At 67.3% G+C, this 26889-nt stretch carries 22 protein-coding genes; 15 read left to right on the forward strand and 7 right to left on the reverse strand.

Annotation, left to right across the window (positions count from 1 at the left end):
• Positions 1 to 32: 32 nt before the first annotated feature.
• Both ACCD06_RS20965 and ACCD06_RS20970 read right to left on the reverse strand, forming a co-directional pair.
• The gene (locus ACCD06_RS20965) at positions 33 to 788 is read right to left on the reverse strand and encodes an SDR family oxidoreductase (protein WP_413343226.1); all 756 of its coding nucleotides are present in this window, start codon (positions 786 to 788) and stop codon (positions 33 to 35) included.
• Positions 789 to 998: 210 nt separating this feature from the next.
• A complete protein-coding gene (locus tag ACCD06_RS20970; protein ID WP_413343228.1) occupies positions 999 to 1964 on the reverse strand; it encodes a LysR family transcriptional regulator in 966 nt (321 codons plus the stop codon).
• 159 nt (positions 1965 to 2123) lie between these two features.
• Between ACCD06_RS20970 and ACCD06_RS20975 the strand changes: the two genes are divergently transcribed.
• The 3 genes from ACCD06_RS20975 to ACCD06_RS20985 are packed head-to-tail and all read left to right on the forward strand — an operon-like array spanning position 2124 to position 5427.
• Positions 2124 to 3227, forward strand: coding sequence for an HlyD family secretion protein (locus ACCD06_RS20975; protein ID WP_413343230.1), 1104 nt, complete (start codon positions 2124 to 2126; stop codon positions 3225 to 3227).
• Between the two features lie 27 nt (positions 3228 to 3254).
• Positions 3255 to 4829, forward strand: a complete 1575-nt coding sequence (locus tag ACCD06_RS20980) for an MDR family MFS transporter (protein WP_413343232.1) — start codon at positions 3255 to 3257, stop codon at positions 4827 to 4829.
• Positions 4830 to 4863: 34 nt separating this feature from the next.
• On the forward strand, positions 4864 to 5427 hold the full coding sequence (locus tag ACCD06_RS20985) for an Rrf2 family transcriptional regulator (RefSeq protein ID WP_413343234.1): 564 nt from the start codon (positions 4864 to 4866) through the stop codon (positions 5425 to 5427).
• Between the two features lie 110 nt (positions 5428 to 5537).
• On the opposite strand, the gene ACCD06_RS20990 is transcribed toward ACCD06_RS20985, so the two are convergent.
• Together ACCD06_RS20990 and ACCD06_RS20995 are read right to left on the reverse strand one after the other, a co-directional pair.
• Complete coding sequence (locus tag ACCD06_RS20990) at positions 5538 to 6614, reverse strand: alpha/beta fold hydrolase (RefSeq protein ID WP_413343236.1); 1077 nt, start codon at positions 6612 to 6614, stop codon at positions 5538 to 5540.
• 185 nt (positions 6615 to 6799) lie between these two features.
• Positions 6800 to 8398 carry an ABC-F family ATP-binding cassette domain-containing protein gene (locus ACCD06_RS20995; protein WP_413343238.1) on the reverse strand — a complete coding sequence of 533 codons (1599 nt, stop codon included), beginning with the start codon at positions 8396 to 8398 and terminating at the stop codon, positions 6800 to 6802.
• Between the two features lie 115 nt (positions 8399 to 8513).
• Here ACCD06_RS20995 and ACCD06_RS21000 point away from each other — a divergent pair, with 115 nt between their 5' ends.
• Positions 8514 to 9161, forward strand: coding sequence for a TetR/AcrR family transcriptional regulator (locus ACCD06_RS21000; protein WP_413343240.1), 648 nt, complete (start codon positions 8514 to 8516; stop codon positions 9159 to 9161).
• 7 nt (positions 9162 to 9168) lie between these two features.
• Here ACCD06_RS21000 and ACCD06_RS21005 read toward each other — a convergent pair whose 3' ends face one another.
• Both ACCD06_RS21005 and ACCD06_RS21010 read right to left on the reverse strand, forming a co-directional pair.
• Positions 9169 to 10491, reverse strand: a complete 1323-nt coding sequence (locus ACCD06_RS21005; protein ID WP_413343242.1) for a sensor histidine kinase — start codon at positions 10489 to 10491, stop codon at positions 9169 to 9171.
• Positions 10488 to 11228, reverse strand: coding sequence for a response regulator (locus ACCD06_RS21010; RefSeq protein ID WP_109155728.1), 741 nt, complete (start codon positions 11226 to 11228; stop codon positions 10488 to 10490). Before ACCD06_RS21010 ends, ACCD06_RS21005 begins: the two co-directional genes overlap by 4 nt.
• Before the next feature lie 226 nt (positions 11229 to 11454).
• On the opposite strand from ACCD06_RS21010, the gene ACCD06_RS21015 reads away from it, so the two are divergent.
• Both ACCD06_RS21015 and ACCD06_RS21020 read left to right on the forward strand, forming a co-directional pair.
• Positions 11455 to 12225, forward strand: coding sequence for an alpha/beta fold hydrolase (locus ACCD06_RS21015; protein ID WP_413343245.1), 771 nt, complete (start codon positions 11455 to 11457; stop codon positions 12223 to 12225).
• Between the two features lie 59 nt (positions 12226 to 12284).
• Positions 12285 to 14051, forward strand: a complete 1767-nt coding sequence (locus tag ACCD06_RS21020) for a cytochrome c biogenesis protein DipZ (RefSeq protein WP_413343247.1) — start codon at positions 12285 to 12287, stop codon at positions 14049 to 14051.
• A gap of 42 nt (positions 14052 to 14093) precedes the next feature.
• Here ACCD06_RS21020 and ACCD06_RS21025 read toward each other — a convergent pair whose 3' ends face one another.
• The gene (locus ACCD06_RS21025) at positions 14094 to 14600 is read right to left on the reverse strand and encodes a MarR family winged helix-turn-helix transcriptional regulator (RefSeq protein ID WP_413343249.1); all 507 of its coding nucleotides are present in this window, start codon (positions 14598 to 14600) and stop codon (positions 14094 to 14096) included.
• A 315-nt stretch (positions 14601 to 14915) separates the two neighbouring features.
• Between ACCD06_RS21025 and maiA the strand changes: the two genes are divergently transcribed.
• The 9 genes from maiA to ACCD06_RS21070 all read left to right on the forward strand — a co-directional run bounded on the left by maiA (position 14916) and on the right by ACCD06_RS21070 (position 26847).
• Positions 14916 to 15569 (forward strand): maleylacetoacetate isomerase, encoded by a 654-nt coding sequence (gene maiA, locus ACCD06_RS21030; RefSeq protein WP_413343251.1) that lies wholly within the window; start codon positions 14916 to 14918, stop codon positions 15567 to 15569.
• 53 nt (positions 15570 to 15622) lie between these two features.
• Entirely contained in the window at positions 15623 to 17227 is a 1605-nt protein-coding gene (locus ACCD06_RS21035; protein WP_413343253.1) for an ABC transporter substrate-binding protein, read from the forward strand.
• The gene (locus ACCD06_RS21040) at positions 17224 to 19719 is read left to right on the forward strand and encodes an ATP-binding protein (protein WP_413343255.1); all 2496 of its coding nucleotides are present in this window, start codon (positions 17224 to 17226) and stop codon (positions 19717 to 19719) included. Before ACCD06_RS21035 ends, ACCD06_RS21040 begins: the two co-directional genes overlap by 4 nt.
• 10 nt (positions 19720 to 19729) lie before the next feature.
• Positions 19730 to 21076 (forward strand): sigma-54-dependent transcriptional regulator, encoded by a 1347-nt coding sequence (locus tag ACCD06_RS21045; protein WP_413343257.1) that lies wholly within the window; start codon positions 19730 to 19732, stop codon positions 21074 to 21076.
• Positions 21077 to 21254: 178 nt separating this feature from the next.
• Positions 21255 to 22619 carry an extracellular solute-binding protein gene (locus tag ACCD06_RS21050; RefSeq protein ID WP_413343259.1) on the forward strand — a complete coding sequence of 455 codons (1365 nt, stop codon included), beginning with the start codon at positions 21255 to 21257 and terminating at the stop codon, positions 22617 to 22619.
• 75 nt (positions 22620 to 22694) lie between these two features.
• Positions 22695 to 24407, forward strand: a complete 1713-nt coding sequence (locus ACCD06_RS21055; protein WP_252138580.1) for an ABC transporter permease — start codon at positions 22695 to 22697, stop codon at positions 24405 to 24407.
• A 41-nt stretch (positions 24408 to 24448) separates the two neighbouring features.
• Positions 24449 to 25576, forward strand: a complete 1128-nt coding sequence (locus ACCD06_RS21060; protein WP_109155738.1) for an ABC transporter ATP-binding protein — start codon at positions 24449 to 24451, stop codon at positions 25574 to 25576.
• Positions 25577 to 25588: 12 nt separating this feature from the next.
• On the forward strand, positions 25589 to 26284 hold the full coding sequence (gene gph, locus ACCD06_RS21065; RefSeq protein ID WP_413343262.1) for a phosphoglycolate phosphatase: 696 nt from the start codon (positions 25589 to 25591) through the stop codon (positions 26282 to 26284).
• Complete coding sequence (locus tag ACCD06_RS21070) at positions 26278 to 26847, forward strand: histidine phosphatase family protein (protein WP_413343264.1); 570 nt, start codon at positions 26278 to 26280, stop codon at positions 26845 to 26847. Before gph ends, ACCD06_RS21070 begins: the two co-directional genes overlap by 7 nt.
• Positions 26848 to 26889 lie beyond the last annotated feature (42 nt).

Below are 26889 nucleotides of genomic sequence, written 5' to 3' on the forward strand. Positions count from 1 at the left end.
CCGGGTAGCGACGCCTTGGGCCGGAAAGTCGATCAGGCGCCGGCCTTGGACCGTTCAAGCCAGTCGGTCAGGCTGATCCGGCCGAGGCGGGCCGGGCCGGTGGGGACCAGGGAAAATTCGGTGACGCTGCCGCCGAAATAGCGAGCTGCCGGATCGCCGACGGCGTTGCGGCGGTCGCCCACTGCCTTGAGATAACGGCCGATGATGTCGGCGAAGGGACCGCGGTCCGGACCGGCGATGTCGATGCGTCCGTTGAGCGGCTGCGCCAGGGCGGTCTCGGCCAGAATGGTGGCCACATCGTCCGCGGCAATCGGCTGGAACTGCACCGGCGCCAGCCGCACCGTGTCGCCATCGGCATGGCCGTCGGCGATGCCGGCGAGGAATTCCAGGAACTGGGTGGCGCGGACGATGGTGTAGGGGATGCCGGACTGCGCGATCAGCCGTTCCTGTTCCACCTTGGCACGGAAATAGCCGAGGTCGGCGACGCTGTCGGTACCGACGATCGACAGGGCGACATGGTGGCGGACACCGGTCTTCGCCTCGGCCGCGGCCAGATTGCCGCCAGAGGTCCGGAAGAAATCGGTCACGACCTTTTCGTCGAAGGACGGGGCATTGGACACGTCGACGACGACCGCAGCGCCGGCCAGCGCCTCGGCCAGTCCCTCGCCGGTGATGGTGTTCACGCCCTTGCTGGGCGAGGCGGCCACGACCTCATGGCCGCTGGCGCTCAGGATGGCGACAAGCTTGGAACCGATCAGCCCCGTTCCACCGATGACGACGATTTTCATGAGTCCCTCTCCTGTCCAACGGGCGTCTGGTGCCCGATTGAAAAGCCGGAAATGGCGACGGCGGGCGTTCGAACCTTGCGGATCACCGCGATCCGGCTGCCCATCCGATAACGTGGACCATATCAGTCTGCGTTTTGTCGCACAAGCAGAAAACAGAGACTATCATTGTCTGCGTTTGGGGCCGAGTGGCGAAGCCGCCTGTGGGACCGTTCAGTCCTGGTGCGGGGGCAATCCGTCGGGTCCGGCTCCCGACCGCGCGGAGGAGGGGTCGAAGGGGTTCAGCCATTCGCGATGCCGGGCGAAATGCACGGCCAGCAGGTCGATGAAGGTTCTCACCTTGGTGGACAGGTGATCGCGGTGCGGATAGATGGCGTTGATGGCGAACTCCACCGGCCGGTGGTCCGGCAGCAGCCGGCATAGGGCTCCGCTGCGCAAAGCATCCAGTACGATGAAGCTGGGCAGCAGCAGCAGACCCTCGCCGTTCAATGCGACCAGCAGCAGGGTTTCCGCGCTGTTGGTCACCAGATTGCCCGACACCCGTGCCGACAGGTCCGACTGGTCCGGGCCAGTGAAACGCCACTCATTGCCGAACGGATAATGGCTGTAGCGCAGGCAATTATGGTTCGCCAGATCCTCCAGGCTTTCGGGAGCGCCGTGCTTTTCGAGATAGGCCGGCGCCGCGCACAGCACATGCCGCCAGGGCGTCAGCCGCCGGCAGATCAGGCTGGTGTTCTGCGGCTGCAACGGGTGCACCGCCAGGTCAAATCCTTCGTCCACGATGTCCACCGAAGCCTCGCCGATGGTCAGCTCCACCGAAATCGCCGGGTAGCGCGCGACGAAGTCGCCGATCACCGGCGCTATGAAGCGGGCGAGGTGCGTGCCGATGTGAAGGCGCAGGGTGCCCCGCGGCGTCGCGTTCAGCGCCACGGCCAACTCGTCGGCGGCCTCCAGCTCGGCGAGGATGGTGATGCAGCGGTCGTAATACGCCCGACCGGCATCGGTCAGGCTGACCCGCCGCGTGGTCCGATTCAGCAGGCGGACCGCCAGCCGGTCCTCAAGCGCCTGGACATGGTTGCTCACCATGGTGACGGACATGTTCAAGCGCCGCGCCGCCGCGGAAAAGCCGCCGCACTCCACCACCCGCACAAAGGCCGTCAGGCTCGTCAGCCGGTCCATGCGCACCCCCGCCGCCTTGGTTCGCCACGATTATCAACTCACGCCGGATAATCTTTCCAGCCTTTCCCGAATTCTCAACCGGCAACCCCAATCCCATCCTGACAACGCGGTCCGGGACGGCCACAGCTCCCGGTAATCCCTCGGAAAAGGATCGGTGCCATGGTTGAACTCACTCACGGCAAAGAGGCCGGAGCGGCGCCTGCCGCGCTCGGCACGCGCAAGGCGCTGAAGCGCATGGCGCTGGCGCTGGTTCTCCTCGGTGGCGTCGCCGCGGCCGGCAACGTCGGCTATCGCTACTGGACCATTGGGCGGCATCTGGAAAGCACCGACGACGCCTATGTCAAAGCCGATCATACAGTGATCGCGCCCAAGGTGTCCGGCTATGTCGCCGAAGTGCTGGTGCAGGACAACGAGCGCGTCGCCGCCGGCCAGCCGCTCGCGCGGATCGACGACCGTGATTTCCGCGTCGCACTGGACCAGGCACGGGCGGACCTGGAGACGACGGAGGCGGCGATCCGCAACCTGGACGCCCAGATCGTGCTGCAGCGGTCGCTGATCGAGCAGGAGAAGGCCGACGTGGCGGCGAGCGAGGTCGCCCTTGCTTTCGCGCAGAAGGAAAACGCACGCTACAGCAACCTGATGCGGACCGGCTACGGCACGACCCAGCGGGCGCAGCAGGCGGAATCGACCCTGGGACAAGCGCAAGCCAAGGTGAACGGCGACCGCGCCGCTCTGGCCGCCGCCGAAAACAAGATCGCGGTGCTGGTCACCGAGCGCGGCAAGGCCGTGGCACAGCGCGACCGCAGCCGCAGCGCGCTGGAGCAGGCGCGGCTGAACCTGTCCTACACGGTCATCGCCGCCCCGATCTCCGGTACGGTGGGCGCCCGCTCGCTGCGGGTCGGGCAGTATGTGCAGACCGGCACGCAGTTGATGGCCGTGGTGCCGCTGCAGGCGGTCTATGTCGTCGCGAACTTCAAGGAAACCCAGCTGACCCACGTCCATGCCGGGCAGCCGGTCGAGATCGCGGTGGACGGCTTCCCCGGCGTCGAGCTGAAGGGCCATGTCGACAGCCTGTCGCCGGCCAGCGGTCTGGAGTTCGCTCTGCTGCCACCGGACAACGCGACCGGCAACTTCACCAAGATCGTGCAGCGCATCCCCGTGAGGATCGTCCTGGATCCCGGCCCGCTGTCGGGTCTGCTGCGCCCCGGCATGTCGGTCGAGCCGACCATCGACACCCGCGAAACGGCGACGCCCGCAAGCTGACCTCCCTCAGGGCAAAGGATCAAGACCATGTCCACTCTTGCCGCATCCGGCCCGGCCGGTGCCGCCACCACCCGGAACTGGCTTGCCGTGACCGGCTCGACGCTGGGCGCGTTCATGGCGGTGCTTAACATCCAGATCGTCAACGCCTCGCTCGCCGACATCCAGGGTGCCATCGGCGCCGGCATCGACGACGGAGGCTGGATCTCCACTGCCTATCTGGTGGCCGAGATCATCGTGATCCCCTTGAGCGGCTGGCTGGCCCAGGTCTTCTCCATCCGCCGCTATCTGCTGACCAACGCGGTGCTGTTTCTCGTCTTCTCGGTCCTGTGCGCCTTTGCCGCGAACCTGGAGCAGATGATCATCCTGCGCGCGATCCAGGGCTTCAGCGGCGGCGTCCTGATCCCGATGGCCTTCACCATCATCATCACGCTTCTTCCCAAGGCGCAGCAGTCGATCGGGCTCGCCTTGTTCGCCCTGTCGGCGACCTTCGCCCCGGCGATCGGCCCGACCATCGGCGGCTATCTGACGGAAAACTGGGGCTGGCAGTACATCTTCTATGTCAACCTGATCCCCGGCGCCGCGATGGTCGGCCTGCTGGCCTTGTCGCTTGACCCCGCGCCCATGAAGCTCGACCTGCTGAAGACGGGCGACTGGTCTGGAATAATCACGATGGCGGTGGGGCTTGGCACATTGCAGACTGTGCTGGAGGAGGGCAACAAGGAGGATTGGTTCGGTTCGCCCTTCATTCTGCGGCTGAGCATCGTGGCGGCGGTCTCGCTGGGGCTGTTCCTGTGGATCGAGCTGCGCAGCGCCCGGCCGCTGCTGAACCTGCGGCTGCTGGTGCGGCGCAACTTCGGGTTCGGCATCGTTGCGAACTTCATGCTCGGCGTGGCGCTCTACGGGTCCGTCTTCGTCCTGCCCGTCTATCTGTCGCGCATCCAGGGTTACAACGCCGAACAGATCGGCGGCGTGCTGGCCTGGACCGGGCTGCCGCAGCTTCTGCTGATCCCGCTGGTTCCGCGCCTGATGAAGCGGTTCGATGCGCGGCTGCTGATCGCCGTGGGTTTCATGCTCTTCGCCGGCAGCGCCTTCATGAACATCGCCATGACCGCGTCTTACGCCGCAGACCAACTGCTGGTGCCGAACATCGTGCGCGCCGTCGGGCAGGCGCTGGTCTTCGCGCCGTTGTCCGCGGTGGCGACCGCCGGGATTGAGAAGGAGAACGCAGGCTCGGCCTCCGGCCTGTTCAACATGATGCGGAACCTCGGAGGCGCCGTCGGCATCGCCTTGCTGCAGACCTTCCTGACGAAACGCGAGCAGTTCCATTCCAACATCCTGTCGCACGCGGTTTCGCTGTTCGAGCCGGCGACCGTCGCCCGCATCGAGCAGTTGACCCGGTACTTCCAGTCGCACGGCATCACCGATCCGGTCGACGCCGGGCGCCGCGCCTATGTCGCCATCGGCGCCGTGGTGCGCAAACAGGCCTTCGTCATGGCGTTCAGTGATGCATTTTTCCTGTTGGGCACCGCCCTGCTCGTCGCTCTGTTCGCGACCCTGCTGCTGAAGAAGCCCGACCATTTGGGCGGGGGCGGCGCCCATTGAACCGCGGCTTCTGCCGGCGTTCCGTCCCGACGGAATGGGACGGTCGATTGCAGGTTTTAAGAAGCACGGCTATATTGATGTAGAATTTATACAGGTTTGGTCGGCGATGCGCTTGTCGAGCTATACGGATTATGCGCTGCGCCTGCTCATGTACCTCGCGGTGCGGCAGGAGGGGTTGCCGACCATCAGCGAGGTTGCGCAGGTGTATGGCATTTCAAAAAACCACCTGATGAAGGTGGCGAACGATCTCGGGCGTGGCGGCTATATCGAAACCGTGAGGGGACGGAACGGCGGGCTGCGCCTCGGTCGTCCGGCCGAGCAGATCCGGATCGGCGATGTCGTCCGCTACACCGAAGAGGACATGGCCATCGTCGACTGCATGGGCGCGCTTCAGGACCCGCCTCTTTGTCGACTGAGTCCGGCCTGCAACTTGCGCAGCGCTCTGCATGAGGCGTTGCAGGCCTTCCTGGCTGTCCTTGACGACTATAGCTTGGCCGACATCGTCCGCCATCGCCGCAGCATGGCATCCATGCTCGGCCTGCCGCAGCCCCCTGTCCTCCATACCCTCGGGCAGGGGGCCGCGAAGCAAGAGTCGTGACCATCAGGCGGCTTCGAGCTCTTGGCCAGCGTCGGCTGCGAACTCATGGGCATCCGCATTATCGACATCCAGCCGGGAAGGCCCATGGCACTTCCGCGGTCAAGCCCTGGTCAGGCTTTACCGATATCCACCACGGCCTGGGCGAAGGCCATTGGCGCCTCCTGCGGCAGGTTGTGGCCGATGCCGCCGGTGATCAGCCGATGCTCGTACCGGCCGGTGAACTTCGCACGGTACATGTCCGGTGAGGGGTGCGGCGCGCCGTTGGCGTCGCCTTCCATGGTGATCGTCGGAACCTTGATGGTCGGGAAGGCCGCCAGCGCCCGTTCAAGTGCGTCATACTGCGCCTCCCCTTCCGCCAGGCCGAGCCGCCAGCGGTAGTTGTGGATGCTGATGTCGACATGGTCCGGGTTGTCGAGGGAGGCCGCGGAGCGTTCGAACGTGGCGTCGTCGAACGCCCAGTTCGGGGAGGCCAGTTGCCAGATGAGCCGGGCGAATTCATGCGTATACTTCGCATAACCGGCGCGGCCGCGGTCGGTGGCGAAGTAATACTGATACCACCATTGCAACTCCGCCTTGGGAGGCAGAGGCGCCCGATTAAGGTCCTGGCTGCCGATCAGATAGCCGCTAACCGATACCATGGCATTGCAGCGCTCCGGCCAGAGTGCGGCCATGATGTTCGCCGTCCTGGCCCCCCAATCGTAGCCGGCGAGGATTGCAGTCTTTATCTTCAGCGCATCCATCAGGGCAATCATGTCGGCGGCGATGGCCGCCTGCTGGCCGTTGCGCGGCGTTGCGGCGGACAGGAAGCGCGTCGTGCCATAGCCGCGCAGGTGGGGGATGATGACGCGGTAGCCGGCCGCCGCCAGGATGGAGGCCACCTCCACATAGCTGTGGATGTCGTAGGGCCAGCCGTGCAGGAGGAGGACCACCGGTCCATCGGCGGGACCATCCTCGGCATAGCCGATGTTGAGCGGTCCGGCATCGATCTGCTTCAAGGGTTTAAAGCTTGTGGGCGAGGAAGAGCCCGCCGTCGGCCGGGCCGCGGGTGGTTCCGCTGCCTGCGCCCGCCCCATTTCCAGTCCGAGGCCGGCCGCCGCCGCTGCAAGGGTCGCCGTACCGATGAAGCGCCGCCGCCCGTGGTCGACCAGGGCCGTGCCGGCGGTTTCCGTCTCCAGTTTCCGTGCCATCTATCTCTCCCGAGATGCGTTCATTCGTGGCCGCAACATGAGATGCCGATGTATCCCCCGCATGTCCGACCAAGGGGCATGGTGAAAGCGTCTGTACCGTTCGGCCCATCGGATACAGTGGGATACAAAGTCCGGATGGAGGTGAACGTCCCGACCCTGTCGCGGATCGGTCATGCCGGCAGAGGCTATGGGCCATCGCCTTCCGCTGAGCCGAGTCTCAACCGCCGGTTGATGTCGATGTTGGTCATGAACGTCTCGTCATGGCTGACCAGCAGGATGGCGCCGTCATAGGAACTCAGGCCCGCCTCCATGGCTTCGATCGAGTCGACGTCCAGGTGGTTGGTCGGCTCGTCCAGGATCAGCAGCGCCGGTGGCCGTGGTCCGCCCAGCGTGCAGGCGAGGCCGGCGCGCAGCGTCTGTCCGCCACTCAGCGTTCCCACCTGTTGCAGGGCCGCGTCCGCCCGGAACAGGAAGCGGGCGAGAGCTGCCCGGCAGGCATTGTCGGTGGCGCCGGGATTGAGGCGCCGGAAGTTATCGAGGATCGACGCATCGGGATCGAGGATGCCGACGCGCTGGTCCAGCATGGCGAAGTCGACGGCGACCGAAACCGTCCCCCGCATCGGCCCGATCCCGCCGGCGATCAGCGTCACCAGCGTCGTCTTGCCCGATCCGTTCGGTCCGACGATGGCGACCCGTTCCGGCCCCTCCATGGTGAAGGAGAGATCGCGGATGATCGGATTCTCCGGGTCATGGCCGGCGGTGACACCGTCCAGCCGCAGGACGGTCCTATTGGCCGGAAGTCCGGTGGGCGGCAGCGCAACCGAGAGGTCCTGCATGATCTCGATGCGGGACCGCGCCGAGGCGAGTGCGGCCTGGGCCTCCGCCCGCTGGCGGTCGGCCAGTTTGGCGCCGGCACCCCGGCTTGCCTCGGCATTGCTCTTGCGTCCGCCCAGCAGGATGCGGGGCATGTCGCCTTGCGCCGCCTTCCGTGACCCGGCCGCATCGCGCCGGTCCTGCCGTTCCGCCGCGTGTTGCGCTTTGCGCCGGACCTCGGCCGCCTGCTTTTCCGCGTGGGCCAGATCCTGTTGAGCGGCCTCCAACTCCGTCGCCTTGCGCTCGCGATAGCGCGTCCAGTTGCCTCCATAACGGGCGGCACCCAGCGAGCTCAGTTCGACGATGGCGTCCATCCGGTCGAGTAGCTCGCGGTCATGGCTGACCACGATCGCTCCGGTCCGCCAGCCGGCGAGGAGGGCAATCACCGCCTCGCGGCCGGAGCGATCGAGGTTGTTGGTCGGCTCGTCGAGCAGCAGGAAATCCGGTGCGGCGAAGATCGCCGCAGCGAGGCTGGCGCGGGTCCGCTGGCCGCCAGAGAGTTCCGTCAGCCGGGTCTCGGGACCGGCATCAAGCCCGACGCGGGCCAGGGCGGCGGCGATGCGCTCTGCCAGCGTCCAGTCGGCGTCCGCCAGTTCCTTCACGCTTGCGGCCCCAGCCTCGGCGCGGCGCAGGAGGGCGAGCGCCCCAGTCACGCCGAACAGAGCAGCCACTGTTTCCCGCTCGCTGGGTCGGACCGTCTGTTTCAGCAGGCCGAGCGTGCCGGTGACCCGGACGGTGCCGGCGAGCGGCTGAAGTTCTCCCGTGATGAGTTTCAGGAGGGTCGATTTGCCGACACCGTTCCGTCCGATGAGGCCGGTGCGCTCTTGCCCGAAATTCAGGTCGACACCGGTCAGGACGCTGTGCCCGTCGGGCGTGGCCCAACTGATCCGGGATAGGGAGATTGATGCCATGCGTCGCCCCTTGTTGGAGTCAGGATATCGGCACGCAGCCGTGCTGATACCAGATGGCGATGGAAAACGCAACGGACCTGTGCTGTTTTGCTGGCGGATGGAGAGCTGAAGGGATGTGAACGTGGACACCGGCGGACGCAAGCCAGGAGGAAGGCCGACCAGGGAGCAGGCTGCGGCCATCGATGCGCGCATCCTTGATGGCGCCAGGGCCGTCTTCTGTCGCAAAGGCGTCGCCAACAGCGGTTTGGAAGAGATTGCGGCCGAACTCGGTGTGTCCAAGCACACGCTTTATCGCCGTTACCCCAACAAAGCCGCCCTTCTTGAAGCCGTGGTCGGACGTGACGTCGGGCGGTTCCGCGATGCCCTGCTGTCCGCCGCCGCTGGCAAGGAGGGAGAGGGGGCGCTCGACGCGTTGCGCCGCGCCGCGTTCCGTTATGTCGAGATCGGGTCGTCGCGCGACTACGCCGCCTTCTATCTCTCCGTCAGCGCCGAGGCTGCGGTCTCGCCGGTTCTCCGGGAGCGGTTGGCATCCTGGTCACGCGATGCCCTGGAACCGCTGGTCGGGCTCGTTTCGACTGCGCAAGCGGCGGGTGAATTGCGACCCGGCGATCCGGGTTCGGTCTGCGGGATCCTGGTCGACCTGCTGGAGGGCGTCAACAACCGGCTGCGGCTCGGCGAAGACGCAGTGGTGGAGGTGCCGTCCCTCTTGCGGCTGTTCGAGGAGCGCTGGGCGGTCTTCACCACTGCCTTCGGAAACGGTTAGCCCCCCGTCAGCCGAGCGTCACCTCGGCACAAAGGCCGCCGGTGCGCCGGTTCCGCAGCGTCAGCGACCCGCCGATCGCCAGCGCCAGCTGGTGGGCGATGGCCAGCCCCAGTCCGGTTCCTCCGGAGTCACGGTTGCGGGACTGTTCGAGCCGGTAGAAGGGCTGGAGGACGGCGGTGAGCTGATGCTCGGGAATGCCGGGACCGGTGTCGCGGACGGCGATGCCGATCCGGCCGGTGCCGTCCCGGGTCACCGTGATCTCGGCCTCTCCGGCGAATTTCAGGGCATTGTCGATCAGGTTGGTCAGAATGCGGCGCAGCGCGTGCGGTCGGGTGGTCAGGACCGCGCCGGAGAGCCCGCGGACGGTCACTGGCTTGTCCATGTCCTGATAGTCGAAGGCGAGGCTTTCGACGAAGGATCCGACATCGATGCGGGCCGGCGTCTCGACATCGCCATGGGCGCTACGCGCATAGGCCACCCCTTCGCGCACCAGCCGTTCGATCTGCGACAAATCCCGGAGCAGCCGCTCCTTCTCCGGGCTGTCCTCCGCCATCTCGACCCGCAGCGTCATGCGGGTGATCGGCGTCTGCAGGTCGTGGGAGATGGCGGCGAGGATCCGCACGCGCTCCTCCAGGTAATGGGCGATCCTGTCCCGCATGGCGTTGAAGGCGGTCGCGGCATGGGCGACCTCGCTTGGGCCGTCCTCCTCCAGCCGCGCCGACTTCCCGCCGGGATCGAGCGTCTCGGCAGCCTTGGCGAAGCGCGCCAGCGGCCGGATCGCCTGCCGCACGGCAAGCCAGGTGCAGAGGACCAGCAACATGAGCTGGCCGGCCAGCAGGAGGGGGAGCCAGGCGGCGAGCGGCATGAGCGCCGGTGTCACATCGATTGTCACCGGCGAGCCGTCGCGAAGCGTGACATGGGCCTGGAGATGCGGGCGGTCGCCCGGAATGGTCTCGACCGCCACCGGGAAGCCGGGGCCGACACCGCCGTTGATGGCGCGGGCGATCTCCGCACCACGGCTGCCAAGGTCCGGCACACCCGGCAGGCCGGGGCCAAGCTGGTAACGATAGGTGCGCCGCTCCAGCACCGCTAGCCAGCGGCCGCGCTCCTCCGGCGGCAGGCGGTCGAGCAGGGCGACCGAGGTCGCCACATCCTGCTCCAGCGTGCCGAGCATCATCGCCTTGGCGGCACTGGTGCGCTCCAGGAGCAGCGCGCCGAAGGACAGTCCGTGCGCCAGAACAAGCCCGGTCAGGAGGATGAGGAACAGTCGCCAGCGCAAGGTGCGGGGCGGATGCAGGAAGCGGTGGAACCGGCGGATCGCGCCCTTCATGACCGTGCCCTCATGATCTCCACCGGCATCGCCAGGACGTAGCCTTCGTTGCGCACCGTCTTGATGTGGCTGGGCTCGCGCGCATCGTCGCGCAGCCGCTGCCGAAGCCGGCTGACCAGCAGGTCGATCGACCGCTCGAACAGTTCCGCTTCGCGCCCCTGCGTCAGGTTGAGGAGCTGGTCGCGCGACAGGACCCGTTGCGGGTGGTCGAGGAAGACGCGCAGCAGCCGGTATTCCGCGCCGCTCAGCGCGACGGCCGTGCCGTCCTGGTCGAGCAGATGGCGGGCGACGGTGTCGAGTTGCCACGTGCCGAAGCTCAGCAACTGTCCGGCCTCGCTGATCTGGAGGTTGGGCGGCAGCATGCGCGCCCGGCGCAGGATCGCCTTGATGCGTGCCAGCAGCTCGCGTGCGGCGAACGGCTTCGCCAGATAATCATCGGCCCCCATCTCCAGGCCGAGGATCCGGTCCATCTCGTCGTTGCGCGCGGTCAGCATCAGGACTGGTGTCGTGGCATGCCGGCCGGCACGAAGCTCCCGGCACAGAACCAGCCCGTCATCGCCCGGCATCATGATGTCGAGCACGATGAGGTCCACCCGGTCGCGCTCCAGGAACGACCGCATCTGCCGTCCGTCCGCGGCGAGGGTCACGCGCAGGCCGTTCCTTTTCAAATAGCCGGACACCAGCTCCCGGATGTCGCGGTCGTCATCGACGATCAGGACGTGGTCGATGTGATCCATTCGGTCGAACCCCGCTGCTGTTCGGCGGTCCTATGACGGATGGAGTCCTGCCCGCGTCCGGCGGTTTGTGTCGGTCTGTATCCGCCCCGTCGGCTGATACATGCCGGTACAAAAAACCGCCTGCCGCGAGCCGGCATCCGCATCGTTCCGTCTGGACAGCCTGCCTTCCGGCAATGTACTTATCAAAATAATCATTATGACGCAAACCACATGAGGGGATACTTCCATGCTCCGATGCAAGTTTCCGGCTGCCCTGTTCGGTCTGGCTTTGTCGCTGGCCGCTCCCTGGTCGCCGGCCGCCGCCGCCCCGGTGAAGTCCGTGGTCATCGTGCATGGCGCTTTCGCCGACGGCTCAGGCTGGCGCAAGGTGTCCGACATCCTGACCGCCAAGGGCTATGCCGTGTCGATCGTCCAGCAGCCGCTGACCTCGCTCGGCGACGATGTCGCGGCCACCCGCCGCGTCCTCTCTCTTCAGACGGGCCCGGCCGTCCTGGTCGGCCACAGCTATGGCGGTATGGTGATCAGCGAGGCCGGGAACGACAGCCATGTCGCGGCCCTGGTCTATGTCGCCGCTTTCGAACCCGACAAGGGCGAGAGCCTCGCCAAACTGGCCGAGAGCAAGCCGGTGTCGGGTGCTGAGCCGGGGGCCGTCAAGGCCACCGCCGACGGCTACCTCTACCTCGACCCGCCGGCTTTCGCCGGTGCCTTCGCCGCGGACCTTCCGGCGGCGGATGCGGCCTTCCTCGCCCATTCCCAGGTGTTCGCGGCGAAGGAGGCCTTCATGATGCCGGCCGGGGAGCCGGCGTGGAAATCAAAGCCGAGCTGGGCACTGGTGGCGACCGCCGACCGGTCGATCAACCCGGAGCTGGAACTGGAGATGGCCCGCCGGGCCGGCAGCCATGTCCGGTCGATCGAGGCCAGCCACGCCGTCTACGCCGCCAAGCCCGAGGCCGTCGCTGCCCTGATCGTCGAGGCGGCCGAGGCGGTCTCGCAGTGATCTTCCAATGATCTTCGGGGCGGGCGCGAAGCCGCACCCGGCCCTCGAAAGGTTCAGCCATGATCCTCTTTCTCGTCTCCTTCCTGGCGGGCGCCCTGACCATCGTCAGCCCCTGCATCCTGCCGGTCGTGCCCTTCGTCTTTTCCCGGGCGGGGCAGCCGCTGCTCCGTGGCATCCTGCCGATGCTGTTCGGCATGGTGGCCAGCTTCGCCGGGGTCGCCACGCTGTCCGCCGTCGGCGGAGGTTGGGCGGTGGAGGCGAATGGCGCCGGGCGGGCCGCCGCCATCGCGCTGATGGCGGTGTTCGGATGGACGCTCCTGTCGCCCCGCGCCGCGGCGGCGCTCAGCCGACCGCTGGTCGCCGTCGGCAACCGGCTGTCCGGCCGGGCCGGTGTCGCCGGGTCGTTCCTGCTGGGTGTCGCCACCGGCCTGCTGTGGACGCCATGCGCCGGGCCGATCCTCGGGCTGGTCCTGACCGGCGCTGCGCTTCATGGCGCCAGCCTGCAAACCACGCTGCTGCTGGTGGCCTATGCGGCGGGTGCCGCGACATCCCTGACCTTCGCCCTTCTGGCCGGCGGCCGGCTGCTGGCGGCGATGAAGCGGTCGCTCGGTGTTGGGGAGCGTCTGCGCCAGGGACTCGGCATCGCCGTCCTTGCCGGTGTCGGCGTCATCGCCTTGGGGCTCGACACCGGGTTGCTGGCCCGCCTGTCCTATGCCGGAACGTCCGGCGTCGAACAGTCGCTGATCGACCGGTTCGCCCCTGCCGTTCCGTCTGCCACTGCCGCAACGTCGGGTGCGCCGGAGACGTCCGGGACGGGTCTGGTGCTCGCCGATGCCCGGCGGGTCTACCGCAGCAGCCTGCCGGTCGAGGGTGTTCTTCCCTCCCTGGACGGCGCGACGGACTGGCTGAACTCAAAGCCGCTCACCACGGAGGAGCTGCGTGGAAAGGTCGTCCTGATCGATTTCTGGACCTACTCCTGCATCAACTGCATCCGCACGCTGCCGTACCTGCGGGCATGGGCGGAGAAGTACCGGGACCAGGGGCTGGTGGTGGTCGGTGTCCATGCCCCGGAGTTCGCCTTCGAAAAGCGGATCGGGAACGTTCAGAAGGCGTTGCGGGATTTCGCCATCACCTACCCGGTGGCGATCGACAATGACTTCCGCATCTGGCGGGCGTTCGGCAACAGCTATTGGCCAGCCTTCTATATCGCCGACGCCACGGGACGAATCCGCCATCATCAGTTCGGCGAGGGCGGATACGAACAGACCGAACGGGTCATCCAGGATTTGTTGGCAGAGGCCGCCGGACGTCGGGACGAGGATGGGAGGCTCGTCAGCCCGGCGGGGCAGGGCGCGCAGGCACCCGCCGACCTCGACGACATTCGCTCTGGCGAAACCTATGTCGGCTATCGGCAGGCTGCGAACTTCGCATCGCCGGAACGGGACGGCATCGACCATCCGCAGGACTACACGGTCGGTGCGCTGCGGCTCAACCGCTGGGGGCTTTCCGGCAACTGGACGGTCGGGGCCGAGCAGGCCCGGCTGAACCGGGCGGGCGGGGCGATCGTCTACCGCTTCCGGGCGCGCGACCTGCACCTCATCCTCGGTCCCGCCCAGGACGGCAAGCCCGTGCGTTTCCAGGTCACCATCGACGGCATGGCACCCGGGCCGGATCACGGAACGGATACGGATGCCGAGGGCTACGGCACCGTTTCGGAAACCAGGCTCTACCAGCTGGTGCGGCAGGCGGGCGCGGTGCGGGAGCGGACGTTCGAGCTGCGTTTCCTCGATCCCGGCGTCGACGCCTACGCCTTCACCTTCGGTTGAGGAGAAGCCCGCATAGCCTTGATCTTCCGCATCCACTGTCTTTCACTTCCTGGCATCCCGGAGGTTATCGCGCAACCGGGCGACCGCTCTCTGGAGCGCGCGGAACTCGTCGGGCGGAAGTCCGGAAGCCTTCACCGTCAACTCACCGAAGCCCAAGCCCTTCTCGCGAAGTTGGCGCCCCGCCTCGGTCAGAGAGACGCGTACGCTGCGTTCGTCCTCGTCGTCGCGCATCCGCGTGACATAGCCCATCGCCTCCAGCCGCTGGAGCATCGGCGTCATGGTGCTGGGCTCCAGGAACAGCTTTTCGCTGAGGCTCTTGACGGTCTGCCGATCCTCCTCCCACAGGGCGATAATGGTGATGTACTGGGGATAGGTGACGCCAAGCTGCTCCAGCACCGGCTTGTAGACCCGCGAATAGGCGAGGTTGGCCGAATAGATCGTGAAGCACATGAAATCCGCCAGCTTGGCGGTTTGCGACCTCCCGGCCGGCGGAGCGGCCGGCGTGTCGGAGGCGGGGGCGGCGGGAGTGCTGGCAGTCTTGCGGCTCATATCGTCACCGGAAGGTTCGGTTGTCCTGATCACCATCGCCGCAACTGCCCGCCTTGGCGCCACGCCGATGTGGTTACGATCATAATGATTATCATACATCCACTGTGGGAGACAGCACGATGCGTGTTCTTCTCGCGATGGCGGCGGCCATCGGGCTCGCTGCCGCCCCCTGCGCCTGGGACGATGACCCCCGCGAGGCCCCCTCGATCCTGGCGCTGCTCTCGCAGCCCCTCCCTTCCTCTGTCACCCCCTTTTCGCACCAGCCTGTCGACACATCGGCAGCAGTGAGCACGCCCCAACAGTGAGGACAAAGACATGAAGCTTTTCGAAGACCGGATTTCCTCCGCCGTCGCCCGTGTGCGGATCGCGTTGGCGTTGAAGCGGGTGGAGGTCGAAAGCGTCCCGATTTCCATCCTCGGTGCGCAGCCGCGCAGTCGGAGCGCCGATTACCTTGCGGTCAACCCGCAGGGTCTCGTGCCGGCGCTTCTGACCGACGACGGCGCGTTGATCACGCAATCGCTGGCGATTGTCGAGTATCTCGACGAGCGGTTTCCCGAGCCGGCGCTTTTACCGGCTGATCCGGCCGAACGCGCCCTGGCGCGGTCGGTGGCCCTGTCCATCGCATCGGACATCCATCCCCTTTTGCCGCCCCGCGTGGCAAAGCGGTTGGGCACCATTCCGGGCGCCGATTCCATGACCGTTGGGGACTGGAACCGCCACTGGCTTCAGGAAGGATTGACGGCGGTCGAAGCCCTGTTGTCCCGCCAGCCGGAGAGACGGTTCGCCGTTGGGGACGCTCCGTCGGTCGCGGACGTCGTCCTCTTCCCGCAAGCCGTCAACGCGGAGCGGGCGGGCCTTTCCCTTGAGCCATGGCCACGCATCGCCGCCGTCGTCGCGACCTTGCGCACCATGTCCGCATTTGCAGCCAATGCGCCGGTGCCTCGGTCGGCAGACGCTTCCACCGAGTGAAATTTCCGGACACAACCACCTAGCCTCGGCTGCGCACATGTGTGGCGGGATCGATGTCGGACCCGCTGATGCAACACAGCCATCATGTGTGTAACAAGTTGTCCGCCGGAACCGCCACCGTCGCTCAGAACTGGACAAGTTCATTGCACTGTGAGGTGTTGGACGGTTCCGGAGCCGTGGTCGGTGGAGGTAGCATGGACGGTCGTACGCGCGATCCGATTGCAGGGTTGAGCTGGGTCTTGCGCCGCGGAGGACATCTGGCGCGCAGGCTGGCGGTCGTCTTGGTTCTGCTGGCCCCGGTCACAGCAGCAGGTCGGGACCTGACGGGCACGGAATCGGGGACGATCATCGTCTTGACGTCGTTTCCCGCCGGATTCTACGAGCCGGTGCGGGAAGCCTTCGAGCGCGCTCATCCGGACCGGCATTTGCGCGTGATCAACACCAAAACCACCGCGGCGATCACCCGGCTGCAGGACCGCGAAGGCGAGGGCGTCGATGTTTTCTGGGCCTCTGCCCCGGATGCTTTTGAGGTTCTGAAGGCGGCGGGATTGCTGGCCCCGATCGCATCCCGGTCGACCGGTGCCCCGTCGACCATCGGCAACCAGCCGGTCGACGATCCTGACGGCACCTATCTCGGCTTCGCGCTGTCCGGTTACGGGCTGGTCTGGGATCAGTCCTACCTCGACCGACACGGGATTGCCGCTCCTCGGGGATGGGAGGATCTGCGGCGTCCCGGATATGCCCGGCACCTGGGCATCACAGCGCCATCGCGGTCGGGCACCATGCATCTGATGGTGGAGACGGTGCTGCAACTCCAGGGCTGGGAGCGCGGCTGGGCGACATGGCTTGAAATCGCAGGCAACCTCGCCACGGTGACGGCGCGCAGCTACGGCGTGGTGGAAGGGGTTGCAAAGGGCCGTTTCGGCATCGGGTTGGCCATCGATTTTCTGGGACAAGGGGTAGGCCAATCGGCGGAGCAGGGGCCGGAGGTGGAAGAAAAGCAGCCTGCTACAGACGGCTTGCGGTTTGCCTATCCGGTCGACAGCGTTTTCCTCCCGGCCAGCGTCGCGATTCTGCGCGGTGCTCCCAATCCGGCGGGGGCGAATGTCTTCGTCGATTTCCTGCTGTCACAGGCCGGGCAGGAACTGATGCTGCGTCCCGACATCGGACGGCTGCCGGTGCGTCCGGACAGCTATGCCGACGCACCCGCCGGCTACCCCAATCCCTATGCACGGGAAACCGGCGACGACCTCTTCCTCTTCGACCGGGGCCTGTCCAGCCGTCGCTACGAATTGGTCAACCTGCTGTTCGACGAGCTGATCACCTTCCGGGTGAAGACGCTCAACCGTGTCTGGCAATTGATCCATGAGGGCGAAACCCGTCTCGCCGCCACCCCCGATCCGGTGGCGCGCGACCTGCTTCGCGCCGCGCGAAAGGCCGCCACCGGGGTTCCGGTCAGCGCCGCCCAGGCTGCCGATCCGGCCTTTCCCGCCGCGCTGCGCCGTCCCGCCCGCGGCATGCCGGTCTCGGCACGGCAGGGAGAGCTGGAGGCGGAATGGCGAGCTTTTTCCAAGGACCAGCTGGAGGCGGCTCTGTCGGCGTCCGAACGGGCCCTGGTCATCCTGCGCGTGGCGGCCGGAGAGGGGGGATGGCCATGAGCGCCCAAGCGAGCGCCCAAGCGAGCGTCCAGACGGCCCCACCGCCCGCGATGGGTGGCGGGACGTGGCCGGTACGCTTCGGCATCCGGGTTCGCCTTTTTCTTGCCTTCGTCGCCGTCGCGGTCCTGTCGGTGGTGGCCTGCGCGCTGGGCTGGCTGTCCTATGACCGGCTGGGCGGCACGCTGGACGAGTTCGCGGAAAGCCACCTGCCTGCCCTGGGCCTGGCGGCCAAGCTGGCGGAGGAGGGCGGAGCCATCATCGCCACCGCGCCCGTCCTGGCCGGCAGCCGGACGGAGGCCGAGATGGACGCCATCCGCGAGGCGCTGGGCCGCCGTCTGGCCGCCCTGCATTCACTGACGGACGCCATCGAAGGTGGCGTTCCCGGCCTGCGTCCGGTGGTGGATGCCCTCAGCCGCAATCTGTCGGAGTTGGACGGCACGGTACGCCGCCGCTTGGCGCTTGGCCGCCGCAACCAGGAGGCCATCGAGCGTCTGCGCTGGCTGCACGCTGATTTCCTCGACGAGATCGAACCCTTGGTGGCGGACGCGCGCTTCAACATCCAGAGCGCCCTGGCGTCGGTGGAAAGCGGGAAACCTTCGGCGGATGCCGTCCGCGTCCTGCGGGAGGAGAACCGGCGGAGCGAGGCGGTGCTGCAGATCGGCGCCAACGGCAATCTTGCGGTCGGGCTGATCGCGCGGGCGGCGACACTCGCCACGCCCGAGATGCTGGACGACAACGCCGGATTCCTCGAGGAGACCGCCGACCGGCTGCAACGCGATCTCACCGCGCTGGCCGACTGGCCCGACGGCGTGTCGCTGGGGCAGGTGGTGGGCCAACTCCTCGCCCTCGCCCGCGGGGCGGACGGCAGTGTGCCGGCGTTGCGCCGGGAAGAGCTGGAGACCACCGCCCGTGGGCAGGCGCTGCTCGCCCAAAACCGGGACATCGTGGCCCGGCTGAATGGCCTGATCGCCCGACAGGTCCAAGCGGTGGAGAGCGATTCCCGCGCCGCCGCCGGGCGCTCCGCCCAAGCCATCGCGTTTGGCCGCTCCGCCCTGCTGGCGAGCGCCGTGGTCAGCCTGCTGGTGGCTGTGCTGGTGGCGTGGCTCTACGTCAATCGCAATCTGATCTCCCGCCTGACCCGGCTGGGGGACGCCGCCCGTGCCATCGCCGCCGGGGACCTGAAGGCTGAGATCCCGTTGGGCGGCAACGACGAGTTGTCGGACATGGCGGCAGCGCTTCTGGTTTTCCGCGACACGGCCATCGCGGTGGAGGAGGCGAACGCCCAGGCGATGATCGACAACGCCCAGGCAGGTCTGGCGATCACCGACGGGGATGGCGTGATCGAGTTCGTCAATCCGCTCGCCGCCGCCCTGATCGCCCCGCCGTCCGACGGTCATGCGGAGCAGGGCGGAGGGGCGCCCCGCCTTGCCGACCGGCTTGACGCCGAGGGCGCCGCCCGCGTCACGGCGTTCTTCGCCCAAGCATCCACCGGTCCCGAGGAAGGCGCCGCGCCGGCCCTGTCGATTCTGTCCACCGGGCGTCGTCCGGACGGCGGGGCCGTGCCGGTGCAGGTCGGCGTCCGTCCCTTCTGGCGCCGCCAGCAGCAGCGCTTCATCGTCACGCTGACCGACATGACCGAGCGGGTGGAGGCCCAGCACATCCTGGAACGCACGGTCCAGGAGCGCACCGCGGACCTCCGGGCCACCAACGACCGGCTCGAACGGGCCGTCGCCGAGCACCGGCGCACCGAGCGCGAGCTGCGGGAGGCGCAGGCGGAACTGGTCCAGGCCGGAAAGCTGGCGGCACTCGGCCAGCTTGCCGCCGGCGTCGGGCATGAGCTGAACCAGCCGCTCGCCGCCATCCGTTCCTACGCCCACAACGGCCGCAAGCTGATCGAGCTTGGCCGGACGGAGGAGGCCGGCGGCAATCTGGGCAAGATCGCCGACCTGACGTCCCGCATGGCGAACATCACCAACCACCTGAAGCGCTTCGCCCGGCGCCCCGATACCCGGCTGGGCGCGGTTGAACTGGGGCCGGTGATCCAGGGGGCGCTGTCGCTGTTCGGCGACCGTCTGCGCGAAGAGGCGGTTGGCGTCGCGGTGGAACTGCCGGATGCCGGCGCTCCCTTGCGGGTCCGTGCCGAGGAGGTGCGGCTGGAGCAGGTCCTGGTCAACCTGCTGAGCAACGCGCTGGACGCCGTGGCCGCTGCCCCGGTCCGCCGCATCCTGATCCGGGCGGAGGCTTCGGGCGGTGCGCAAACCGGGGAACCCGACATCGTCCGTATCGAGGTGCGCGACAGCGGTCCCGGGATCGCCGCCGAGTTGGCCGGGCAGATCTTCGATCCGTTCTTCACGACCAAGCCGATGGGAACGGGGCTGGGTCTGGGGCTGTCGATCTCGTACAACATCGTCCGGGACTTCGGCGGCGTGCTGTCGGTGGCCGAGAGCGGCCCCGGCGGAACCACCTTCGTCCTCACCCTGATCCGTGCGTGAAAGCCCCGCCATGACCGTCCTGTTGATCGATGACGATCCGGAAGTGCTCGATTCCAGCCGCCAGACATTGGAGTTGGAGGGGCTGGCCGTCCTGGCGGTGACCGAGGCCGAGGCGGCTTTGGCACGGCTCGGAGCATCCTGGCCGGGAATCGTGGTGACCGACGTGCGGATGCCGGGCATGGACGGCTTCGCCCTGCTGGACCGGATCCGGGCGGTGGATCCGGAGGTTCCGGTCGTGCTGATCACCGGGCACGGCGACATCGCCATGGCAATCCGTGCGGTCCGCGAGGGCGCTTACGATTTCATCGAGAAGCCCGCCGAGCCTGGGCATCTGGTCGAGGTGGTGAGGCGCGCCCTGGACCACCGCGCGCTGGTTCTGGAGAACCGGCGCCTGCGCGCCCAACTCGCCGACGGCGACCTGGAGGGGCGCATCATCGGCCGCTCGCCGGCCATCGAGCGCCTGCGCGCCGCCGTGGCCAACCTCGCCGACGCGGAAGTCGATGTTCTGCTGTTCGGCGAGACCGGCACCGGCAAGGAGCTGGTCGCCCGCAGCCTGCACGAGGCCGGGCGGCGACGGACCGGCAATTTCGTGGCGCTGAACTGCGGCGCCATGCCCGATTCCATCATCGAGAGCGAGCTGTTCGGCCACGAGCCGGGCGCCTTCACCGGCGCGCAAGGACGGCGGATCGGCAAGCTGGAGTTCGCGGCCGGCGGCACCCTGTTCCTCGATGAGATCGAGAGCATGCCGATGCATCTCCAGGTCAAGCTGCTCCGCGTCCTGCAGGAACGGGCGATCGAGCGCATCGGCGCCAACCGGACGATCCCGCTCGACCTGCGGGTGATCGCCGCCACCAAGGTGGATCTGTTGAAGCTGTCGGCTGAAGGCAGGTTCCGCGAGGATCTCTATTACCGGCTGAACGTCGTCACCGTCCCGTTGCCCCCCTTGCGGGAACGGCGGGAAGACGTGCCTCTGCTGTTCCGCCATTTCCTTGATGCCGCCGCGACCCGGTCGCGCCGGACGGCGCCGCCGCTCGACGCAGCCACGCTCGGTCGCCTCGCCGCCCACGCCTGGCCGGGCAACGTCCGCGAGCTGCGCAATGTCGCCGAACGGGTGGCGCTGGGGTTGGGCGACGGCCTCACGCCAGCCTCTTCCGCCCTGCCGGCGGCCGGAACGGCGGAGATCGAGCCGCTGGCCGACCAGATCAACCGCATCGAGAAGCAGTTGATCGAGGACGCGCTTGCCCGCTGCGGCGGACGGGTCGGCGAAACGGCGGAGCGGCTGGCGATCACCCGCAAGACTCTGTATCTGAAGATGCGCCACCACGGCCTGAGCCGGGAAGATTTCACGGAGGAGTGAGCGGAGCGGCCCCCGCCATGTTCCCGGTGCATGTTCCCGGCATTACCCAGCCGCACCGGCGGATGTTCCCATCCTGACCCACCGGTGTCGGGCGAAGCCAGACCGCACACGACCTGACCTTTTGGCACGCGGATTGCTGAACCTCCAAGCATAAGACTTCACGGGAGGAACAACACCGATGCTTCGCACCACGCTCGCCAGGCGCACCCTTGGCAATGCAGCCGCCGCCCTGGCCGTTCTGCTGCTGTCCGGCACCGCCGCCTTCGCCCAGGACGCCAGCGGCAAGCTGGTCATCGTCACCTCGTTTCCCAAGGACCTGACGACCGCTTACCAGCAGGCCTTCCAGAAGGCCTATCCGAAGGTCACGGTCGAGATCCTGAACCGCAACACCAATGCCGGCGTGAAGTATCTCCAGGAAACCGCGTCGAACAACGGCGTCGACCTGTTCTGGGCGTCGGCTCCCGATGCGTTCGAGGTGCTGAAGTCCGCCCAGCTCCTGCAGCCCTACAAGCCCAAGGTGGAGGGCATTCCGGAGAAGGTCGGCGCCTATCCGGTCAACGATCCCGAGGGGATGTATGCCGGCTTCGCCGCGTCCGGCTACGGCATCATGTGGAACACCCGCTACATGAAGGCCAACGATCTGCCGGTTCCCAAGGAATGGGCCGATCTGACCAAGCCGGCCTATTACGACCATGTCGCGATCTCCGCCCCGTCGCGCTCCGGCACGACGCACCTGACCATCGAAACCATCCTCCAAGGCGAGGGCTGGGAGAAGGGCTGGCGTACCAACAAGGAGATGGCCGGCAACTACCGCACCATCACCGAACGCAGCTTCGGCGTGCCGGACGGCGTCAATTCCGGAGCCTTCGGGGTCGGCATCGTCATCGACTTCTTCGCGCTGTCCTCCCAGGCATCGGGCTTCCCGGTGGAGTTCGCCTATCCGACCGTCACCACCATCGTGCCGGCGAACATCGGCGTGGTGAAGAACGCCCCCAACAAGGCGGCGGCCGAAACCTTCGTCGATTTCCTGCTGTCGCCGAAGGGCCAGGAAGTTCTGCTGGAGCCGGCGATCCGCCGCCTGCCGGTCAATCCCGCGACCTACGAAAAGGCGCCCGCCGGCTACCCCAATCCGTTCAAGGACAAGTCTCTGGGCGCCCAGGTGAATTTCGACGTCAATGTCTCGCAGGCCCGCTACAATGTGGTGGATGCGCTGTTCGACCAACTCATCACCTTCCAGCTCGACGACCTCAAGGCGGCGACCAAGGCGATCCAGCAGGGCGAGGCGGCGCTGGCCAAGAAGCCCAATGACAAGGCCAAGGCGCTGTTGGCCGAAGCGCGTGACCTCGTGGCCGCCATGCCGGCGACGGCGGAGCAGGCCGCCGATCCGCAGTTGGCCGGCGCCTTCACGGTGGAGCGCAAGTCGGCCAAGGACGCGGTGCCGGAACGCCAGGCGCAGATCGAGCAGAAGTGGGCCGCCTTCGCCAAGGAAAACTACGCCGCCGCCCGCAAGAAGGCCGACGAGGCGATGGCTTTGGTGCGCTGACGCGCCGTCGCGTTGCGCACGGGGGCGCGTCGGTTGCGCCCCCTTTCTTCTCCCCAGCTCAAGGGGCCTTTTTCCATGACGTCACTTGCGCTCACGCGCGACCGCATCGCGCGCGTGCGGCCGGGGCCGGCGCTGGCCGCGCTGCTGATCGCTGCCTTCCTGCTGCTGTTCCTGGTCGTTCCGGTGGTTCAGGTCATCTTCGTCGCTTTCCAGGACAAGACGACGGGCGCCTTCACCCTGGTCAATTTCGCCGACTTCTTCCGCAACGACCTGTTCATGCGGTCGTTCGGCAACTCCGTCTACGTCTCGGCAATGTCGGTGGTGGTGGCGAGCCTGCTGGCACTGCCGCTCGCCTATCTGACCACGCGGTTCGAATTTCGCGGCGCTGTGCTGATCCAGAGCCTGGGCATCATCCCGCTGATCATGCCGCCCTTTATCGGCGCCGTCGCCATGCAGCTGCTGTTCGGGCGCAACGGCACGGTCAACCTGCTACTGCGCGACCATTTCGGCTTTTCGATCCCCTTCATGGAGGGGCTGAACGGCGTCATCTTCGTCCAGAGCATCCACTATTTCCCCTTCATCCTCATCAACCTGTCGGCCAGCCTGAAGAACATCGACCGGGCGATGGAGGAATCGGCGCAGAATCTCGGCTGCCACGGCTTCCGCCTGTTCCGCCGCATCGTCTTCCCGCTGGCGATGCCGGGCTATGTCGCCGGCGCCTCGCTGGTCTTCATCAAGGTGTTCGACGATCTCGGCACGCCTTTGCTGCTGAACGTCAACGACATGCTGGCGCCGCAGGCCTATCTGCGCATCTCCTCGATCGGCATCGCCGACCCGATGGGCTATGTCATCTCCGTCGTGCTGATCGCCTGCTCGCTGCTGGCGCTCTGGGTATCGGCGCTGGCGATGCGCGGCAAGGATTATGCCACGGTGCAGCGCGGCGGTGGCGGTCTGGCCAAGCGGCGCCTGAAGCCGCTGGAACTGGTGGCGGCCTATGGCATCGTGCTGCTGATCCTGGTGCTGGTTCTGGCGCCGCATATCGGGCTGGGGCTGCTGTCCTTCGCGACCATCTGGTCCTTCAGCCCGCTGCCCGACGCCTTCACGCTGAAGCACTATCACACCGTCTTCACCGAGAGCGGACAGTACATCACCAACACGCTGCTCTACGCCTCGCTGGCGGCGCTGCTCGACGTGGCGATCGGCACCGCCATCGCCTATCTGGTCCTGCGCACCAAGCTGCCGGGGCGGCAATGGCTGGATTACGTCGCGATGGCCGCGTTGGCGGTGCCGGGCGTGGTGCTGGGTATCGGCTATCTGCGCAGCTTCTACGGTGTGCCGATGCCCTTCTCCGGCCAGCCGCTGTCGAACTTCTGGCTGATCCTGGTCTTCGCGCTGGCGATCCGCCGGCTGCCCTATGCACTGCGCGCCTGCACCGCGGCCCTGCAGCAGGTCAGCTCGTCGCTGGAGGAAGCGGCGGAGAATCTCGGCGCCACCAAGCTGCGCACGGTCGGGCGCATCGTCGTGCCGCTGATGTCGGGCGGCATCCTCGCCGGCTTCGTCACCAGCTTCGCAACGGCGGCAGTCGAGCTGTCGGCGACCATCATGCTGGTCCATTCGCAAAGCGACGCGCCGCTGGCATACGGCCTCTACGTCTACATGCAGTCGGCGGCCGGGCGCGGTCCGGGTGCGGCGCTGGGCATCTTCGCCGTCATCATCGTCGGTCTGGGCACCTACCTGTCGCATGTCGTGATCGAGCGCGGTCGCCGTGAACGCGGCCAGGACCATTAACGATCAAGACCACTGACAGAGCCCCCGAAGGGAACCCCATCATGAACCACCAGTTTTCTCCGGCCGCGCTCGTCCCCCGGATCGAGAGCGTCGGCGTCGACATTGAGGGCGTCAACCTGTCCTACGGCAGCAACCATGTTCTGAAGGACGTGAATCTCGCCATCAGGCCGGGCGAGTTCTTCGCCTTCCTCGGCCCGTCCGGCTGCGGCAAGACCACGCTCCTGCGGCTGATCGCCGGCTTCAACACCGCACAGGATGGGGAGGTCCGCATCGGTGGCCGCGACATCTCCACCCTGCCGCCGCACCGCCGGGACGTCGGCATGGTGTTCCAGAGCTACGCCCTCTGGCCGCACATGACCGTGCGCCGCAATGTCGCCTTCGGGCTGGAGGAGCGCCGCGTGCCCCGTGCCGAGATCGAGCGGCGGGTGGATGCCGCTCTCGATCTGGTCGGGCTGAAGCATCTGGCCGACCGCCGGCCGTCGCAGCTGTCGGGCGGCCAGCAGCAGCGCGTGGCGCTCGCTCGCACCGTGGTGATCGAGCCGAAGATCCTGCTGCTCGACGAGCCGCTGTCGAATCTCGATGCCAAGCTGCGCGTGCAGATGCGCCAGGAGCTGCTGAGCCTCCAGCGCAAGCTCGGCCTGACCACCATCTTCGTCACCCACGACCAGGAGGAGGCCAACACCATCTGCGACCGCATCGCGGTGATGGACGACGGCAAGGTGCAGCAGGTCGGCACCCCGCAGGACCTCTACGACCATCCGGCCAACCTGTTCGTCGCCGGGTTCCTCGGCACCGCCAATGTGCTCGACGGCACGGTGCAGGGCCGCGACGGCGGCACCGTCTTCGTCGCCGACGGCGTCACGCCGGTGGCGCTGCCGCCGTCGGTGGCGCCGGGGGCAGCAGGCAAGCTGATGTTCCGTCCGCAGAACCTGATCATTCGTCAGAATGGCCGCCAGGACGGCGCCCCCCCGGCCTTCGGCCACGCCCGACTGACCGGCAACATCCGGCACCGGGAATTCCTGGGCGCCTCGATCCGTTACGCGGTTGACGTCGGTGGACAGCTGGTGCAGGTGGACGCGCCGCATCAGACGGGCGATGCTCTTCTCGCCCCGGATGCCCCGATCATTCTCGACCTTGCGGCCGACAAGGCCCGCTTCCTCAGCCGATAAGGTGCCGCCACCGTGACCGATCCCGTCGCCGACAGCCTCATCCGTCGCCCCATCCGCGCCGTCGCCTTCGACCTGGACGGCACGCTGGTGGACAGCGCGGCCGACCTCATGCATGCCTCCAACGCCCTGCTCGCCGAACTGGGACGACCGCCGGTCGATCTGCCGGCGGTGCGTTCCTTCATCGGCGATGGAGCGCCCAAGCTGGTGGAGCGCGTGCTGGCCGCCACCGGCGGGGTCCCGACCCCGGAGGAAGCGGCCCGCTGCCTCCAGCGGTTTCTGTCCATCTACGAGGCCGACCCCAGCGCCCACAGCGCACTCTATCCAGGCGTCGCCGAAACGCTGGAGGCCCTGGCGACAGCAGGCTTGCGGCTCGGCGTCTGCACCAACAAGCCGATGGGGGCGACGGTGCGGCTTCTGGATGATCTGGGCATCGCCGGCGTCTTCGCGGCGGTGGTCGGCGGCGACAGCTACCCGACCCGCAAACCCTCGCCCGAGCCGGTCCTGGGTCTGCTGGATCGGCTGGAGGTGCGGCCGGACGAGGCGGCCTTCGTCGGCGACAACGAGCACGACGTGGCCGCCGCCCGCGCAGCGAAGGTCGCGCGGGTGCTTGTCGTGCCCTATGGCTACGCCCGGGTGGCGCTCGATGGCCTGCCGCACGACGGCATTCTCGACGGGTTCGCCGATCTGCCGCGACGGCTGTCATGTTGAATGCCGTCATCTTCTGCCGCCATGGCGAGACCGAGAGCAATATCGGCGGCTGGCTCGCCGGGTCGCGGGACGTGTCGCTGACCGAACGGGGCCGGGCGCAGGCGCGGGATGCCGCCGCGGCCCTGCTCGCCGAAGGGTGGGCTGTGCCGGTCGTCTACAGCAGCCCGCAACGCCGGGCGCTGGAGACGGCGGCTATCCTGGCTGATGCCCTGAATGCTCCCGTCATGCCTGTACCCGGGTTGGAGGAACGGCGTTGGGGTGATCTCGAGGGTGGCGCCATTCCCGCCGATCTGTTGCGGGAGCACGTGCCGAACGGAGAAAGCCTGACCGGCTTTCACGCCCGCGTCACCGCGGCACTCGACGGCCTGCCGGTGCCGGCGGACGGCCGGCCGCCGCTGATCGTGGCGCATGCCGGCACATGGCCGGTGCTCTGCCAATGGATGGGCCGGCACTCCAAGATGCTGTGGCCACCGAATGCGGCCCCCGTCCATCTGACGCGGCAGACGGGAATGGTTGGAGTGGACATGCCCGGCGAAAGTGGTGGGGCTCCATCCATGGGCTGAGAATGAACGGGCCGGCCTGTCGGCGACGCTCGCCTTGCAGGA

Source organism: Azospirillum sp. CT11-132, assembly GCF_047302835.1.
GTDB lineage: Bacteria > Pseudomonadota > Alphaproteobacteria > Azospirillales > Azospirillaceae > Azospirillum.

Coding starts and splice junctions, on each gene's coding strand:
- ACCD06_RS21050 (WP_413343259.1), top strand. CDS start 21,255: ATGCTTCGCACCACGCTCGCCAGGCGCACCCTTGGCAATGCAGCCGCC.
- ACCD06_RS20990 (WP_413343236.1), bottom strand. CDS start 6,614: ATGGCACGGAAACTGGAGACGGAAACCGCCGGCACGGCCCTGGTCGAC.
- ACCD06_RS20970 (WP_413343228.1), bottom strand. CDS start 1,964: ATGGACCGGCTGACGAGCCTGACGGCCTTTGTGCGGGTGGTGGAGTGC.
- ACCD06_RS20965 (WP_413343226.1), bottom strand. CDS start 788: ATGAAAATCGTCGTCATCGGTGGAACGGGGCTGATCGGTTCCAAGCTT.
- ACCD06_RS20985 (WP_413343234.1), top strand. CDS start 4,864: ATGGGACGGTCGATTGCAGGTTTTAAGAAGCACGGCTATATTGATGTA.
- ACCD06_RS21015 (WP_413343245.1), top strand. CDS start 11,455: ATGCTCCGATGCAAGTTTCCGGCTGCCCTGTTCGGTCTGGCTTTGTCG.
- ACCD06_RS21025 (WP_413343249.1), bottom strand. CDS start 14,600: ATGAGCCGCAAGACTGCCAGCACTCCCGCCGCCCCCGCCTCCGACACG.
- ACCD06_RS20980 (WP_413343232.1), top strand. CDS start 3,255: ATGTCCACTCTTGCCGCATCCGGCCCGGCCGGTGCCGCCACCACCCGG.
- ACCD06_RS21045 (WP_413343257.1), top strand. CDS start 19,730: ATGACCGTCCTGTTGATCGATGACGATCCGGAAGTGCTCGATTCCAGC.
- ACCD06_RS21070 (WP_413343264.1), top strand. CDS start 26,278: ATGTTGAATGCCGTCATCTTCTGCCGCCATGGCGAGACCGAGAGCAAT.
- maiA (WP_413343251.1), top strand. CDS start 14,916: ATGAAGCTTTTCGAAGACCGGATTTCCTCCGCCGTCGCCCGTGTGCGG.
- ACCD06_RS21005 (WP_413343242.1), bottom strand. CDS start 10,491: ATGAAGGGCGCGATCCGCCGGTTCCACCGCTTCCTGCATCCGCCCCGC.
- ACCD06_RS21040 (WP_413343255.1), top strand. CDS start 17,224: ATGAGCGCCCAAGCGAGCGCCCAAGCGAGCGTCCAGACGGCCCCACCG.
- ACCD06_RS21010 (WP_109155728.1), bottom strand. CDS start 11,228: ATGGATCACATCGACCACGTCCTGATCGTCGATGACGACCGCGACATC.
- ACCD06_RS21020 (WP_413343247.1), top strand. CDS start 12,285: ATGATCCTCTTTCTCGTCTCCTTCCTGGCGGGCGCCCTGACCATCGTC.
- ACCD06_RS21055 (WP_252138580.1), top strand. CDS start 22,695: ATGACGTCACTTGCGCTCACGCGCGACCGCATCGCGCGCGTGCGGCCG.
- ACCD06_RS20995 (WP_413343238.1), bottom strand. CDS start 8,398: ATGGCATCAATCTCCCTATCCCGGATCAGTTGGGCCACGCCCGACGGG.
- ACCD06_RS21035 (WP_413343253.1), top strand. CDS start 15,623: ATGTCGGACCCGCTGATGCAACACAGCCATCATGTGTGTAACAAGTTG.
- ACCD06_RS20975 (WP_413343230.1), top strand. CDS start 2,124: ATGGTTGAACTCACTCACGGCAAAGAGGCCGGAGCGGCGCCTGCCGCG.
- ACCD06_RS21060 (WP_109155738.1), top strand. CDS start 24,449: ATGAACCACCAGTTTTCTCCGGCCGCGCTCGTCCCCCGGATCGAGAGC.